Origin of the sequence: Streptomyces sp. NPDC001568, from assembly GCF_042893755.1 — a bacterium.
Lineage (GTDB): Bacteria > Actinomycetota > Actinomycetes > Streptomycetales > Streptomycetaceae > Streptomyces.
The window spans coordinates 302081-316029 of the sequence record NZ_JBIAVF010000002.1 but is presented as its reverse complement, the minus strand read 5'-3'; the positions used below and the strand labels follow the sequence as shown (position 1 = coordinate 316029).

The window sequence follows — 13949 nt, the reverse complement described above, 5'->3', positions numbered from 1 at the left end:
CCCGGACGGGCGAAATCGGGCCTCGGCACGTGCCAGGTTCCGCGCGACGTGGCACCCATGAACCATGCCGACGGTGTCCCCGCTCCTGCGTACGGTCGCGTCCTACGCCTGGCGCCTGCTGGTGGTCGGCGCGGCCGTGTACGCGGTGTTCGCCCTGCTCGGCCGCTTCCACGAGATCGCGGTGGCGCTGTTCCTCGGGCTGATCCTCACCGCCCTGCTCGGGCCCCCCACCCGCGGCCTCACCCGCATCCTGCCGGGCTCCCTCGCCGTCGCGATCACCCTGGTCGGCACCGCGGTGCTGCTCATGGGGGTGCTCGCGCTGGTCGGCGAGGCGGTGGCGGGGGAGAGCACCACCTTGGTCCGCGAGTTCCGCGAAGGCCTCGACAGCATCGAGGAGTGGCTGGAGCGGCCGCCGTTCCGGGTGAACCCCGAGGCGCTCTCCGACATCCAGTCCAAGATCGGCGCGTTCCTGTCCGGTCACCGCTCGACGCTGCTCAGCACCGCCGTCAGCGGGGCGAGCCACCTGGTGCAGGTGCTGACGGTGCTGGCCCTCGCCGCGTTCTCGTCCGTCTTCTTCCTGCACGGCGGGGACCGGCAGTGGTCGTGGTTCTGCGCGCAGCTGCCCGAGGCGGCGCGCGAGCGCGTGGGCGTCGCGGGGCGCGCCGCCTGGCGCACCTTCACCGGGTACACGCACGGGATCGTGCTGGTCGCCGCGACGAACGCGGTGCTCGTCGGGGTGGCGCTGTACTTCCTCGGGGTGCCGCTGGCGGTGCCGCTCGCGCTGCTGGAGTTCTTCGCCGCGTTCATCCCGCTCGTCGGATCGCCGGTGGCGCTGGGCGTCGCCGCGGTGGTCGCCCTGGCGGCGAAGGGGCCGTTCGTCGCGGCCCTGGTGGTCGCGTTGATCGTCGTCATCGGCCAGATCGAGGGCCACCTGTTGCACCCCCTCGTCATGAGCCGGGCGGTGCGGCTGCATCCGTTGGTGGTGGCCGTCTCCGTGGTGGCCGGAGCCATCGCCGCCGGTGTGGTCGGCGCGGTCGTCGCCGTCCCGCTGGTGTCGGTGCTCTGGTCGGTGCGTACGGCTCTGCGCGCCCACGCCGCGCTCAGCCCGGCGCCGGCGGTCGGCAAGGACGGCTGAGCCGGCCCGCGCGCGCGGGCGCGGAGGACTCCCTACCGTAAGACGTGGAGGTGGTCGTGATGGCCGAGCACGGCGGTGGACCCGCGGCGAGCGAGCTGGAGGACGGCAGGCTGCTGAAGGAGCTGGAGACGATCCACCGCACGCGCCACGAGACGCTGCTGCACGGGTCGGACGACGCGCTCGCCACGCACACGCAGCGGCTCAAGGAACTGGAGGACGAGTACGTGCGCCGTCATCCGCGGCGCGCCCCGACCGCCGGCCGCACCCGCTCGGGCGCCCGGGCCAGGGCCGCGGAGGACTGACCGGAAACCGGTACGCCCCGCGAACGCGCGGGACGGCGTTCGACTCCTGCCCGGCGGCGAGCCGCCCGAACCCGGGCCCGCACCGCAAGGATCCGGAAGGGGCCGGAAGGGGCCGGGGCGGAACCGGCGGCGGCTACCCGGCCGGGGCGAGCAGGGAGTCGAAGACGGCCGGCAGCCGCTTCCACCCCTCGCGCCCGGCGCCGAACTCGGAGTCGGTGAGCAGGCAGGAGTCCAGCAGCTCGCGCAGGCCGTCCCGGTCGAGCCCGGGGGACGTGAACACGAGGTGCTGGCAGCAGTCGCCGTGCTCGGGGTGCCAGCCGAGGGCGGCCGCCGCCCGCCGAACGGGAGGAACCAGCTCCCAGGCGGCGTCCGGGAGGGAGGCCAGCCAGGGCCCGCCGTTCTCCATGCAGAGCGCCCCGCCGGTGGCGTCCCAGGACAGCAGGGTGTCGGGTCGGTCGGCGAGCCAGAACCGGCCGCGGCTGCGGGCCGCCGCGGAGGCGAGGTCCTCCAGGGCCGCGTAGAGCCGCTCGGGGTGGAAGGGCCGGTTGCGGTGCCAGACCAGGGTGGCCACCCCGACCTCGTCCGCGTCCTGCGGCAGCAGCGCGCAGGCCGGGTGCTGCGCGGCCGCGGCGGCCTCGGTGTCGAACCCGGCGAAGGCGAGTCGGGTCAGTTCCGGTGACCCGGCCGCCACCCGGCGGGAGGTCGGGTGGAGCTGGGCCAGCAGGGCGTGGTCGGTGGCGTCGGCCGCCGGGTTGTCGACGAGGGCGAGGACGGCCGCGTACTCCAGCTGCCGGGCCCAGGTGTCACCGACGGTCCGTCGGTCGGTGGCCGCGGCGGCCAGACCGGCCTCCACCAGGTCGTCCCCGTTGGTCAGGCAGGGCAGGACCAGCGCCGGGTCGACGGCGGTGACCACGTTGGACAGCTCCAGGTGGCCCCTGCCGTGCACGGCGATCACCTCGGCCATGGCACGGGGCTCGACCGAGTCCCACAGTTCGACCACGGCCAGCGAGGTCGTCCCGCCGGCCGCGAGTCGCAGCAGCTCGGGAACCAGGTCCTCGCGCAGCGCGCAGCAGGCGCAGCCGTTGACCAAGGGGGTCTGCCCGGAGGTCAGCGGACCCGACGCGTCGCGCACGGTGCGCCGTACGAGGCCCCGCGGGGCCTCGGAGAGGTCGTGGTGCAGGGCGACGCTGCCGGCGACGGCGGCCAGCAACCCGTCGACCACGGCAGTGCGGGCTTCGGCGTGCAGGCCGCCGACGATCAGTACGGGCAGGCTCACGCGGTGCTCCCGTACCGGCGGCACGAGCGGGCGGGGTGGACAGCGGACGGCACGAGGTCTCCTTCGGGGTGGTCGGGCAGGGCAGGGGTGGAAGGGCAGCGGTCGGCGGGCCCCGGGGTCAGCGTTCCTCGCGGAAGTCGACGTGTCGGCGGACCACGGGGTCGTACTTGCGCAGGGTCATCCGGTCCGGGTCGTTGCGGCGGTTCTCGCGGGTGACGTAGGTGAAGCCGGTCCCCGCCGTGGAGCGCAGCTTGACGACCGGGCGTATTTCGTTGCGAGCCATGGGACGAGTATATGGCAATGACAGTCGTTTTCAATAAGGAGCCCCGGATGGCCGAGAAATGAGCGGCCTTTGCGTCGAGTGAGACAAATTTGTATCATCCGAGGCGAAGGAGGCTCATCATGGCCAACGAAGAACGGCTGAGGGAGGACGCTCCGGCGCGCTCCCGCGCGGGCGGCCGCACGTCCGGGCCGGGCCCTGGTCCCTCCTCCAGGACCGCCCGCGGCCACACCTCGGCCCGGCACCACACCTCCATGCGTCACCGACTCGTGCACCACACCGAACGGAATCCCATGCGCACCCCCACGCCGGACCCGCGTCGCTGGATCGTCCTCGCGATCCTCTCCGGCAGTCTCCTGCTCATCTCGATGGACACCACGATCCTCAACGTGGCGTTCCCCTCGCTCGTGGCCGACCTCCAGCCCGGCGCCGTCCAGCAGCTGTGGATCATCGACGTCTACGCGCTGGCCCTGTCCGGACTGCTCGTCACCGCGGGCGCCCTCGGCGACCGTTGGGGCCGCAAGCGACTGCTCATGGCGGGCTTCGGCATCTTCTCCGTCGCCTCGCTCATCGCCGTGTTCTCCACCGAGGCCTGGCACGTCATCGCGGCGCGCGCCCTGCTCGGCATAGGCGGCGCGGCCATCATGCCGTCCACCCTGTCGATCCTGCGCAGCGTCTTCACCGACGCCAAGGAGCGCGCCTTCGCCCTTGCCGTCTGGGCCGCCGTGTTCGGTGGCGGCATGGCCTTCGGGCCCGTCGTCGGCGGATTCCTGGTCCAGGACCACGGCTGGCACTCCGCGTTCCTCCTCAACCTCCCCGTCGCCGCGCTCATCGTCGCCGCCGGACTGCGCTACCTGCCCGAATCGCGCGCCCCGCGGGGCGCCGGCCGCTGGGACTGGTGGGGCGTCGGCCAGTCGATCGTCGGCATGCTCGCCCTCGCCGGCGGCATCAAGCAGCTCGGCAAGAGCGGCGTCGCCGACCCGCTGCCCTGGGCGCTGCTGATCCTCGCCGCCGTCGCGCTCACCGTGTTCGTCCGCCGCCAGCTCCGCCTGGAGGACCCCCTGCTCCAGGTCCGGCTGTTCGCCAAGCCGGCCTTCAGCGTCGCCGCGACAGCGATCTTCCTGCCGATGGTGGGCATGGGCGCCATCCTGTTCCTGGTCACCCAGTGGTTCCAGTACGGCCAGGGCTACACCCCGCTGGAGGCCGGGCTGCGCCTGCTGCCCGCGCCCCTCGCGCTGATCTGCGCCTCGATGGTGGCCCCCACGCTCATGCAGCGCTTCCCGATCCGGCACGTGCTCGGCGCCGGACTGCTCGTCCTGGCGGCCGGCATGGCCCTGCCCTGGAGCGTCCAGCAGTTCACCGGCCTCGGCTACCCCGCCTTCGCGGTGGCCCTGACCGTGATGGGGCTGGGCACGGGCATCGCGACCACCGTCGCCTCCGTCACCCTGGTCTCCGCCGCCCCGGCGGACCAGGTGTCCAGCGCCGCCGCGATCGAGGAGACCTGCTACGAACTGGGTTCCGCGATGGGCGTGGCCATCCTCGGCAGCACGGCCGCCGCCCTCTACCGGGGCAACCTGCCCGCCCTCGCCCTCGACGACCCCACCGCGAACGCCGTACGGGACTCAGTCGGCGAAGCGGCACACGTCGCCGAGCGGCTCGGCGGCTCCGTCGGCGAAGCCCTCCTGGACACGGCCTCCCAGGCCTACACCCTGGCCATCACCCCGGCGTTCCTGATGGCCGGAGCGCTGGCCGTCGCCGCGGCCGCCACGACCTGGGCGATGATCCCGCGCGACCTGCGGCCCACCGACAACCACTGACCGCTCCGGCCACCGCCGCCCGCTCCCGTCGCCGCCCTCACCGCGGCGCCGGGAGCGTCGTCGTCGCCGGCGCGTACGGGGCCGTCGGCGGTGCGTACGGCGTCGACGGCGGCCGGAACGCGGGCGCGGCCGGCGCCGGACCCAGCGTGGTCGTCCCCGGAGCCGCCCGATGCCCGAGGCCCGTGCGGTACGCGTCCAGGGCCGCCTCGGTCCGTCCCGTACGCCGCAGCAGATCACCCAACAGGCGACACAGATCGGCGAGGTCCCCGCCCGCCCCGCTGCGCTCCAGCAGGGCGAGCGCCCGTACGTAGTGCTCCTCCGCCTCCTCCGTCAGCCCCCGCTCCTGCGCGATCAGCCCCAGCAGCCGGTGCGCGCCGCCCGCGTGCACGCCACCCGGCCCCGCCACCGGCCCGTCGCTCGGCTCCAACAGGGCCGACACCAGGTCGGTGGCCTCCGCGTACCGGCCCAGCCGCCGCAGCACGTCGGCGAGCTCGACCTCCACCTGCGCCGTGTACAGGGCGGCCCGCTTGGCCGTGAGCATCTCCCGCGCCGTACGCAACTCCCGCTCGGCGAGATCCAGTTGCCCGTGCTGGGCCTGGACGTAACCACGCATCCAATGGCAGTGCGCCAGATCGGTCCGTAGCCGCAGCTGCCGGTAGACCGCCTGGGCCTTCGCGAGCGAGGCGTCCGCGTCGGCCACCCGCCCCTCCGCGAGGAACGTCCGCGCGACCTGCCGGTGCAGGCCCGCCACCAGCGCCGGGTCACCGACCTGCGGGGCCAGCGCCAACGCCAACTCGGCCGCGTGCGCCGCGCGGGCATGGGCGCCCATGTCGATGTAGGGCCCGATGACCGCCGAGTAGAGCAGCAGCAACGCCTCGGGATCCGCGAGTCCCTCCGAGTTCAGCGCGTCGATGGCCGACTCCAGCAGGTAGCAGGCGTACCGCAGTTCGCCCGCCAGCAGGTGTGCGACGGCCCGGCCCCGGATCGGGCGCGCCCGGCGGGGGAGCGGCTGGTCGGCCAGCAGGGCCTCCGCCTCCTCGAACCGGGCGATGGCCTGCGGCAGCCGGCCCGCCTCCAGCGCGCAGTCCCCGAGCCCCATCAGTGCTTCGGCCCGCTCGTCGGACAGGTCCAGGTCCTCCGCGTCGGCGAGCAGCCGCCGGTAGTGGTCCGCGGCCTCGTCCGCGGACCCGGTGGCCAGGGTCCGCTGGGCGTCGGTGAGCGCCAGCCGCAGCTCGGTCGCCAGCCGGGCCGGACGCCCCGTCGTCAACTCCTCGTACGAGGTGCCCAGGCGCCCGGCGAGGAAGCGCAGGGCGGTCTCCGAGGGTCGGACCTTGCCCGCCTCCAGGGTCGACACGTACGCGGGGGTGTAGGAGGGCTCCGCCAACTGCTTCTGGGTCATTCCGCGTTCCGTGCGCAGTCGATGCACCCGGCGGCCGATCTCGGTCGGTTCGTCCATGAAAACCCCCTGCTGTGCGGCGTGTTGTCGTGCGACCACCAGTATTCAGCCGCGGCGGACCATTGCGCACGCCCCGTACGCCACCTAATTTGAGCAACCACTTCAGCACGCTTATCCCGCTGTTTAACTCCCCTTCCTCGCGGAGGACTTCATGAGACCGACCATCCGAACGACCCTGCGCACGACCCTCGCCGCAGCCTGCGCCGGCGCCGTCCTGCTGACCGCCCCGGCGCCGGCCCAGGCCGCGGACCCGCCCCGACCCGGGCGCGTCGAGGTCGAGATACCCGGGCCCGAACACGGCGAAGAAGCCGGATCCGGCCACGTCCTCGTACCGGCGAGCGGACCGGCCCCGGCGGCGCCCCGCCGGTCCGCGCCGCCGGGGACCGGTGACGGTCGGGTCACCAAGGTGATCGACAACGGCCCCACCGCGGACCGGCTCGACGTGGTCGTCGTCGGTGACGGTTACACCGCCGACCAACTCGACGCGTTCCATGCCGACGCCCGGGCCAAATGGGCCGAGGTCGAGGCCGTCGAGCCCTACGCCACCTACCGGACCCTCTTCAACGTATGGACGGTGGACGCCGTGTCCGCCCAATCGGGGGTGTCCGGCGACCCCGACCCCGGCGCCGTCCGCGACACCGCGCTCGGCAGCCACTTCTGGTGCGAGGACATCGAGCGGTTGCTCTGCGTCGACCAGCCGAAGGTGGACGCGTACGTCGCCCGGGCGCCCGAGGCGGACCTCGTCATCGTCCTGGCCAACAGCGCCAAGTACGGCGGGGCCGGCTACAACGAACCCAGCCCCACCCTCGGCTACGAAGGCATCTCCACCGCCTCCGCCGGCCACCCCAAGTCCGGCCAGGTGGCCATCCACGAGACCGGTCACTCCCTCGGGAAGCTCGCCGACGAGTACTTCTACCCGGGCGTCCCCGAGTACGAGCGGTACACGGGCCCCGAGCCCACCGACCCCAACACCTCCACCCTCGACGCCGCCCGCATGAAGGACCAGGGCGCCAAGTGGCACCGCTGGCTCGGCGAGACCTCGCCCGACGGCGGCACCGTCGGCGCCTACGAGGGCGGCGGGTACTACGCCGCCGGACTCCACCGCCCCACCGACAACTCGCTGATGAGGATCCTCGGCAAACCCTTCAACCTGCCCGGCGTCGAAGCGATGATCGCGGGCTTCCACCGCCACGCCAACGTCGTCACCCCGCTCACCCCGACCGGTCGCACCCTGCGCCTCGGCCATGCGGCACGCGCCGCCGTGCCCGACCTGACCACCGCCGACGGCCGCCGGATCGAGATCCGCTGGTACCTCGACGGCCGCGAACTGCGCCGCTTCGCAGGCCGCACCGAGGTCCGCGTCGCCGAGCTGTGGTTGTTCGACCTGCGCGGACACAAGCTGTCGGTGACCGCCCGGGACCGCACGGACTCCGTGCGCGACCCCGCGATCGCCCGGACCCTGAGTTCCACCGCCACCTGGAACGTACGCCTCTGAGGCGTCGGACCGCACCGGCCCGGGCGTCAGACGCCGGCCGCGTACCGCCAGAAGTCGCGCAGCAGGGCGGGCGGGGTCGGCCCGCCCAGTTCGAGCTGGGTCAGCAGGACCGTCACCGTTGCGGTGGACGGGACGACGTGCGCGGCGGTGCCCGTTCCGCCGACCCAGCCGTAGCGCCCGGGCACGTTCCACGGCTCCCGCGGCTCGACGTCGACGGAGCCGCCGAACCCCCAGCCCTGTCCCTCCAGGAACAGTTCGCCGCCCGCCCGTTGGGCCGGCGTCAGCCGGTCGGTCATCATCCGCCGCACCGAGTCGGGCGTCAGCAGTGCCCGCCCGTCCGCGGCCCTTCCCCCGGCGAGCAGCATCCGCCCGAAGGCGCACCAGTCGTCGACGGTGGAGACCAGACCGCCCCCGCCGGAGGGGAACGCCACGGGACGGCTCCACTGCCCGTCGGGGGCGTCGACCAGCTCCGGCGGGCCCCCGTCCGGCCCGCGGCGGTAATAGCCCGTGAACCGGTCCAGCTCGCCGGCGGGCACCATGAACCCGGTGTCGCCCATGTCCAGCGGCGCGAAGATCCGTTCGTCCAGGAACTCCGGCAGCGACCGCCCCGAAACCCGGGCGATCAGTACGCCGAGGATGTCGGAGCAGGTGTGGTAGAGCCAGGCCTCACCCGGTTGGTACAGCAACGGGATCCGGGCCAGCGCGGCCATCCACTCGTCCGGCGGTGCGACGTGCTGGGGCTCGGGCGGACCCTGCTTCAGCTCGCCGAACAGCAGGCCGACCGCCGGCAGCGAGAAGTCCGACGGGAACCCGTACCCCGCCCGGAAGGTCAGCAGGTCCTCCACGGTGATCGCTCGCGAGGCCGGCACCACGTCGTCGACCGGGGACCCCGGGGTGCGCACGACCATCGGCGACGCGAGCTCGGGAAGCCAACGCCGCACCGGGGCGGCCGGCGCCAGCCGGCCCTCCTCGATCAGCATCATGACCGCGGCGGCGGTCACCGGCTTCGTCAGCGACGCGATCCGAAAGAGCGAGTCCCGCGCCATGGGGGTCCCGCCACCGGCCTCGGCGTCACCGACCGCGACGCATTCGGTCCGGCCCTCCCGGGCCACCAGGGCCACCGCACCCGGTGGCCCCCCGTCGCCCATGTGCTCTTCCAGGACCTCACGGAGTCCGGTCATCGGATCACCTTCCATCGAGGAGTTCGGGGATCGCGTCGGCACGGGGTCCACCGGGTCCACCGGGTCCAACGGGTCCACGGGGGGCGTCGGTTCAACCGGTTCCGTCCGTCGGTTCAACCGGTTCCACCGGTTCCGTCCGGCCCATCGGTTGTGCCGATTTCACCGAACGGCGGCAGGGAGTCCCACAGGGAGCAATGGTGTTCGGTCCGCGCGTCCACCGACCGGATGCCGTCCGGCCCCGCCGCCAGGGACAGTACGGGCGCCGGAGCGGGGGAGGGGGTGGTGGCGAGAGGCGGCCACGAGGGCGCGTCGGGCCCGTTCGGCGAACCGGTACGGGCGAAGCGCGTCCAGTACTCCGTCATCCGCTCGGACAGGGCCTGTTGGGGCGGCGCCAGGTCCACGACCCGGAAGAGGTAGGGCAGTTCGAAGCCGTGCGTCGCGCCGAACGGGAACTCCGGGGACTGCGGCAGCGGCACGAAGACCGGTGCGTCGCGGTCGCTGAACCGGTAGCCGTACGTGGGTACATGACGGGCCAGCGCCCGACTGTCCCGCAGTGCGGGGCAGGTGAACGAGGCGTCCGACAGCAGGCCGGCCCAGGCGAGCGCGGCCGTCGGGTACCGATGCGCCGGGTACGCCTCGCCGACGGCCTCGGCCGCCGCGCCGAAGGACGTCACGAGCCGTTCCCGGTAGACCCGTTCGTCGGGGATCGGATGCGACGGCAGTACCTGGGAGAGGAAGAGCCGCATCTCGTCCCGGGAGGTGCCCTGCACCACCGGCACCCGGTGGAACCGCCCGGACTCCAGCGCCCGGCGCGGGGCCATCGGCAACGACCCGTTCCCGTACGACAGGACGGAGAACCGCTCCATCAACTCCGCTGTCGCCAGCCGGGTCGCGTCCAGGCCGCGCAGGCAGTCGAGCGCCTCGGGCGACGGCCGATCGCCGCAGCCCAGCTCCCGCGCCGCCCGGGTACCGGCGGCCACCGTGCGCCGCTCCGGGACGAACGGCTCGTAGGCGGCGGGCGTCGGCAGCAGTGCGTACGGGGGCATGGTGGTCGAGCAGGACCCGCTCTGCGCGATGGCCCGCCCGAACAGCCCGGCCGAGGCGGGGGACACCAGGTGCGCGCAGACGCTGAGGCCGCCCGCCGACACCCCGAACACCGTGACCCGGTCCGGGTCGCCGCCGAAGACGCCCGCGTTCGCCCGGACCCAACGCAGGGCGGCCTGTTGGTCGGCGAGGGCGAAGTTGGGGGCGCCGCCGAGCTCCGGATGTCCGAAGAGGCCGAAGACGCCGAGCCGGTAGTTGACCGTGACCACCACCACGTCGCCCCGGACGACGAGCGGCTCCGGCCGGTACGCGGCCCCCGATCCGTCGCGGAACCCACCGGGGTGGAACCACACCATCACCGGCCGGTCCCGCCCCGGGCCCGCGGGGGTGGTGACGTTCAGGAACAGGCAGTCCTCCGAGCCCGTAGCCACCGCCGGTCCGAGCGGCGGCAGCTGCACGCACGCCGAGCCGGGCGTCCCGGCGTCGAGCACACCCGCCCTGAGCGGCGCGCGCACCGGCAGCCGCCAGCGCAGCGGGCCGGTCGGCGGGGCGGCGTACGGGATTCCCTCGAAGGTGTCGTACGACCCGTGGGAGCGCCCCCGTACGGGCCCCTCGGAGGTGTCGAGGACCGGCCGCTCCGCATCCCGGCTCAGGGCGGCGGACGGGCCGGCCGCGGCCGACACGAGCAGGAGCGCGGCGGCCAACAGCACGGTGGGCAACCTCGACCGAAGGGTTCCCGTCGGTCGGGCGGTTCCGGGCAGCGGCATGGTGGGTCCCCTCCTGAGCGGGTGCCCCGCCCACTGTGCGGGAGCGCCGTCGCCGGGTCGGGGTTACGGGCGGCGTGTCCGGCGGGCGGGTTCGCCCGACCCCCGTTTGCCCGCCCCGAATGGCGCAGTGCGCGGACGTCCGGCTGAATGTAACAAAGCGTGCGCTTCCCATGACGCACGATGACCGGCGCGATGTGTAGACCCGCGCGTCGGCGAACGGAGCTTTCCATGAATGACCCCAGCACCCTCGCGACCACGGCACACGACGACCGCGACGGGCCTCCCCTGACCCCGGACCCGACGACCGCACCGACCGCAGCCGCGTTCGGGCCGCCCGATCCGGTGCCGCCGGCAGGTACGGCGCCGTTCGAGGCGCTGGCGGCGGCCATGGCGCCGCCGCCGGCGGGGGCGGCCGGCCCGCTGCCGACGGCCCAACCGGTGCCCGCGCCCCAGCCGGTACTGACGCCCCAGCCCGCGGCCCCGGCCCCGGTCACCCCGGTGACCCCGGTGACCCCGGCCGTCCCGGTGGCGCCGGTTGTCCCGGTCACCCCGGTCGCGCCGGCCACTGCGATCACGCCGGCCCCCGACCGGGCGGTCCCGGCCGCCGCGGCCACCCCGGCCGAACCCGTCACCCCGGCCGAACCCGTCACCCCGGCCGACCCCGTCACCCCGAGCGGCGAGCCTGCCGAGCCCGATCACGATCCGCACACCGAAGCCATACGGACACTGCTGGAGACCGCGGCCACCTGTCGTCCCGTCGAAGAGGTCATCGCGCTGGTGAACCTCCTCAAGCAGACCGGCCAACTTCCCAACCCCGGACACGAGGCGCTCCGCGCGGCCGCGGTGTCCCGGCCCGTCCACGAGGTCCGGCACATGCTCGCCCTGCTCGGGGAGCCCAGCCACGACGAGGGCGAAGCCGACATCACGCTGCGCGCGGCGGCCGTCGGCCGGTCCATCGAGGACGTGGCGCTGCTGGTCAGCATCCTCGGACCCGACGCCGACCCCCGGACGGACCGTTCACAGGCGGCGGCGCCGCAGCCCCAGTCGGAGCGAGGCTGGGCGCAGCCGGTGAAGCGCGAACGCAATCCGCGCCCCACCTCCCCCCGCCCCGCGCCGGTGCGTACGCCGCAGCGCCCGCAGGGGCCGATGCGGCACCTGCTGCGCTGGCCGGCCGCCGCAGCCCTGCTGCTGTGCGGCGTCGTCCACCTGCCGGGCGACTTGGCGGCCCGGCCCGCCCCGGCACTCGGTGACCTGCTGCCCCTCGCGGTCTCCCTGCTCTGCCTGGGTGTCGGCGCCCTGCTTGCGGTGCGCGACACGGTCATGGTGTGGCGGGCCGCGGCCGTGACCGCACTCGTCGTGGTCACGCTCCACGTGGTCGGGGGCGTCGTGTTCTACGACCCCCTGGAGAGCGCGCTCGGCGGGCCGCACGCCTGGGCCGGCGTGGCAACGGTGCTCTGCGCCGGTGCCGGAGCGATCATCGCCGGGCTGGCGCTGAGGTACCGGCCGGACCGGGCCCGTTCCGAGTCGGGCGCCGGCGCCTGACCGGGAGCACACCGGGCCCCGGCCGCGTTCCGACGCGGCCGGGGCCTCCCGGGTTCCGCCCGCCGGACACCGTCCGGCTCAGCGCGCGAGCAGGTTCACCGCCCCCGTGAAGACCCGGGGCAGGCGGGCCGCCGCCGGGACGATCCGGCCCGCGAGCGGGGCCCGGCGCCGGGCCCACAGCAGTGACCCCGTCAGGGTGCGGTAGCCGAACGAAAGCCGCCGCCAAGCCCGTTCGTACTCCTCGGGCCGGCCGGCCCGCACGCACCGGACGAGCTCCCGGGCCGCCGTCACCGCCAGCGTGAGCCCCTCCCCGGTCAGCGCGTCGACGTATCCGGCGGCGTCGCCCACGAGCAGGACCCGACCCGCCACCCGCGTCCGCGCCCCCTGGCGCAGCGGCCCCGCCCCGCGCACCGGACCGGCCGCCCCGGCCGCCAACCGGTCGGCCAGCAGCGGGAAACGGGCCAGCTGGAGGTCGTACGGCCCCTGCTCCGAGGTCAGCACGGCCACCCCGATCCGGTCGGGCCCGAGCGGGGTGACGTAGGCCTCCGACCCGTGTGACCAGTGCACCTCCACCAAGTCGCTCCACGGCGCCACGGCGTAGTGCCGGCGCAGCCCGTAGCGCGTCGGCGTGCCCGGGACGGCCGGTGCGCTCAGGCCCATGGACCGGCGGACCGGCGAGTGCAGACCGTCCGCCGCGACGAGGTACCGGGCCGCGAGCCCGGCCGCCCGGACCCCGTCGGCATCCTGGTGGACCTCGCCGACGCGCCCCGCCACGGTACGGACGCCGAGCGCCGCCGCCCGGGCCGCGAGGGCCTCCTGGAGATCCGTACGCCGGGTGCCGCGCCCGGGGCCGGACCGGAACAGCCCCTGCGCCCGCAACCCCGTCACGGCGTCGACGTAGCCGATGCCGCGGAACTCGCGCCCGCCCACCGACACGCCCAGCTCCTGGAAGCGGCGTACGGCGCCCGGCATCAATCCCTCCCCGCAGGCCTTGTCGACCGGGGTGGCGCGCGGCTCGACGACGACGGCCTCCAGCCCGGCCAGCGCGGCGTGGATCGCGGTCGCCAGCCCGGCCGGACCACCGCCCGCGACGAGCAGGTCGATCACGGGGCCGCGCCCACGAGCCGCGCCCTCGTACGGGAGTCCGCCAGCGCCGTGTCCTCGCAGCGGATCCGCACCCCCAGCAGCACGGCGTTCGCCGCGGTGAACCCGGCCGCCGTCCACCACGCCGAGTGCACCAGCGGCAGGGCGAGCCCCTCGACCACCACCGCCACGTAGTTGGGGTGGCGCAGCAGTCGGTACGGGCCCGCGGCCACCAGCGGCAGCTCCGGCACCACGATCACCCGGGTGTTCCAGCGCGGGCCGAGGGTGGTGATGCACCACCAGCGCAGTCCCTGCGCGGCGACGGCCACCGCGAGCGCCGTCCAGCCGAGGACGGGCAGGAAGGGCCGGCCGGCCCACCACGGCTCCAGCACGCAGCCCGCCAACAGCGCCGTGTGCAGAGCCACCATGGTCGGATAGTGGCCGCGCCCGTACTCCCGGCCGCCGCGCTCCAGGCTCCACGCGGCGTTGCGACGGGCGGTGACGAGCTCGGCGATCCGCTCGAGCGCCACGAGTGCGAGGAGGATCAGGTACAGGGTGTACGAGGTCATCG

General features: G+C 74.5%; 12 protein-coding genes. 5 read left to right on the top strand and 7 right to left on the bottom strand.

The genetic code is table 11. The features are described 5' to 3' along the window. Nucleotides 1-64: 64 nt before the first annotated feature. On the top strand, nucleotides 65-1135 hold the full coding sequence (locus tag ACFY0I_RS04575) for an AI-2E family transporter (protein ID WP_388890052.1): 1071 nt from the start codon (nucleotides 65-67) through the stop codon (nucleotides 1133-1135). Nucleotides 1136-1194: 59 nt separating this feature from the next. Further along, nucleotides 1195-1437, top strand: coding sequence for a DUF6158 family protein (locus ACFY0I_RS04570; protein WP_388890050.1), 243 nt, complete (start codon nucleotides 1195-1197; stop codon nucleotides 1435-1437). Between the two features lie 133 nt (nucleotides 1438-1570). Here the strand turns inward: ACFY0I_RS04570 and ACFY0I_RS04565 are convergent, their stop codons facing one another. Continuing rightward, nucleotides 1571-2713, bottom strand: coding sequence for a CobW family GTP-binding protein (locus tag ACFY0I_RS04565; protein ID WP_388890048.1), 1143 nt, complete (start codon nucleotides 2711-2713; stop codon nucleotides 1571-1573). Nucleotides 2714-2831: 118 nt separating this feature from the next. Then, nucleotides 2832-2996, bottom strand: coding sequence for a 50S ribosomal protein L33 (gene rpmG, locus ACFY0I_RS04560; RefSeq protein ID WP_388890045.1), 165 nt, complete (start codon nucleotides 2994-2996; stop codon nucleotides 2832-2834). 119 nt (nucleotides 2997-3115) lie between these two features. On the opposite strand from rpmG, the gene ACFY0I_RS04555 reads away from it, so the two are divergent. Further along, nucleotides 3116-4810, top strand: a complete 1695-nt coding sequence (locus ACFY0I_RS04555) for an MFS transporter (protein ID WP_388890043.1) — start codon at nucleotides 3116-3118, stop codon at nucleotides 4808-4810. Between the two features lie 37 nt (nucleotides 4811-4847). Here the strand turns inward: ACFY0I_RS04555 and ACFY0I_RS04550 are convergent, their stop codons facing one another. Then, entirely contained in the window at nucleotides 4848-6266 is a 1419-nt protein-coding gene (locus tag ACFY0I_RS04550) for a tetratricopeptide repeat protein (RefSeq protein WP_388890040.1), read from the bottom strand. A gap of 151 nt (nucleotides 6267-6417) precedes the next feature. On the opposite strand from ACFY0I_RS04550, the gene ACFY0I_RS04545 reads away from it, so the two are divergent. Next, nucleotides 6418-7761: a M64 family metallopeptidase gene (locus ACFY0I_RS04545; protein ID WP_388890038.1), complete on the top strand. Its 1344-nt coding sequence runs from the start codon at nucleotides 6418-6420 to the stop codon at nucleotides 7759-7761. A gap of 26 nt (nucleotides 7762-7787) precedes the next feature. Here the strand turns inward: ACFY0I_RS04545 and ACFY0I_RS04540 are convergent, their stop codons facing one another. Both ACFY0I_RS04540 and ACFY0I_RS04535 read right to left on the bottom strand, forming a co-directional pair. Then, a complete protein-coding gene (locus ACFY0I_RS04540) occupies nucleotides 7788-8942 on the bottom strand; it encodes a serine hydrolase domain-containing protein (protein ID WP_388890035.1) in 1155 nt (384 codons plus the stop codon). A gap of 113 nt (nucleotides 8943-9055) precedes the next feature. Then, entirely contained in the window at nucleotides 9056-10753 is a 1698-nt protein-coding gene (locus ACFY0I_RS04535) for a carboxylesterase/lipase family protein (RefSeq protein WP_388890033.1), read from the bottom strand. 228 nt (nucleotides 10754-10981) lie between these two features. On the opposite strand from ACFY0I_RS04535, the gene ACFY0I_RS04530 reads away from it, so the two are divergent. Further along, nucleotides 10982-12295: a hypothetical protein gene (locus tag ACFY0I_RS04530; RefSeq protein WP_388890031.1), complete on the top strand. Its 1314-nt coding sequence runs from the start codon at nucleotides 10982-10984 to the stop codon at nucleotides 12293-12295. Nucleotides 12296-12373: 78 nt separating this feature from the next. Here the strand turns inward: ACFY0I_RS04530 and ACFY0I_RS04525 are convergent, their stop codons facing one another. Together ACFY0I_RS04525 and ACFY0I_RS04520 are read right to left on the bottom strand one after the other, a co-directional pair. Continuing rightward, nucleotides 12374-13402, bottom strand: coding sequence for an NAD(P)/FAD-dependent oxidoreductase (locus tag ACFY0I_RS04525; protein ID WP_388890028.1), 1029 nt, complete (start codon nucleotides 13400-13402; stop codon nucleotides 12374-12376). Further along, nucleotides 13399-13947 carry an isoprenylcysteine carboxyl methyltransferase family protein gene (locus tag ACFY0I_RS04520; RefSeq protein ID WP_388890025.1) on the bottom strand — a complete coding sequence of 183 codons (549 nt, stop codon included), beginning with the start codon at nucleotides 13945-13947 and terminating at the stop codon, nucleotides 13399-13401. The genes ACFY0I_RS04525 and ACFY0I_RS04520 overlap by 4 nt, the downstream gene beginning before the upstream one ends. Between the last annotated feature and the right edge of the window lie 2 nt (nucleotides 13948-13949).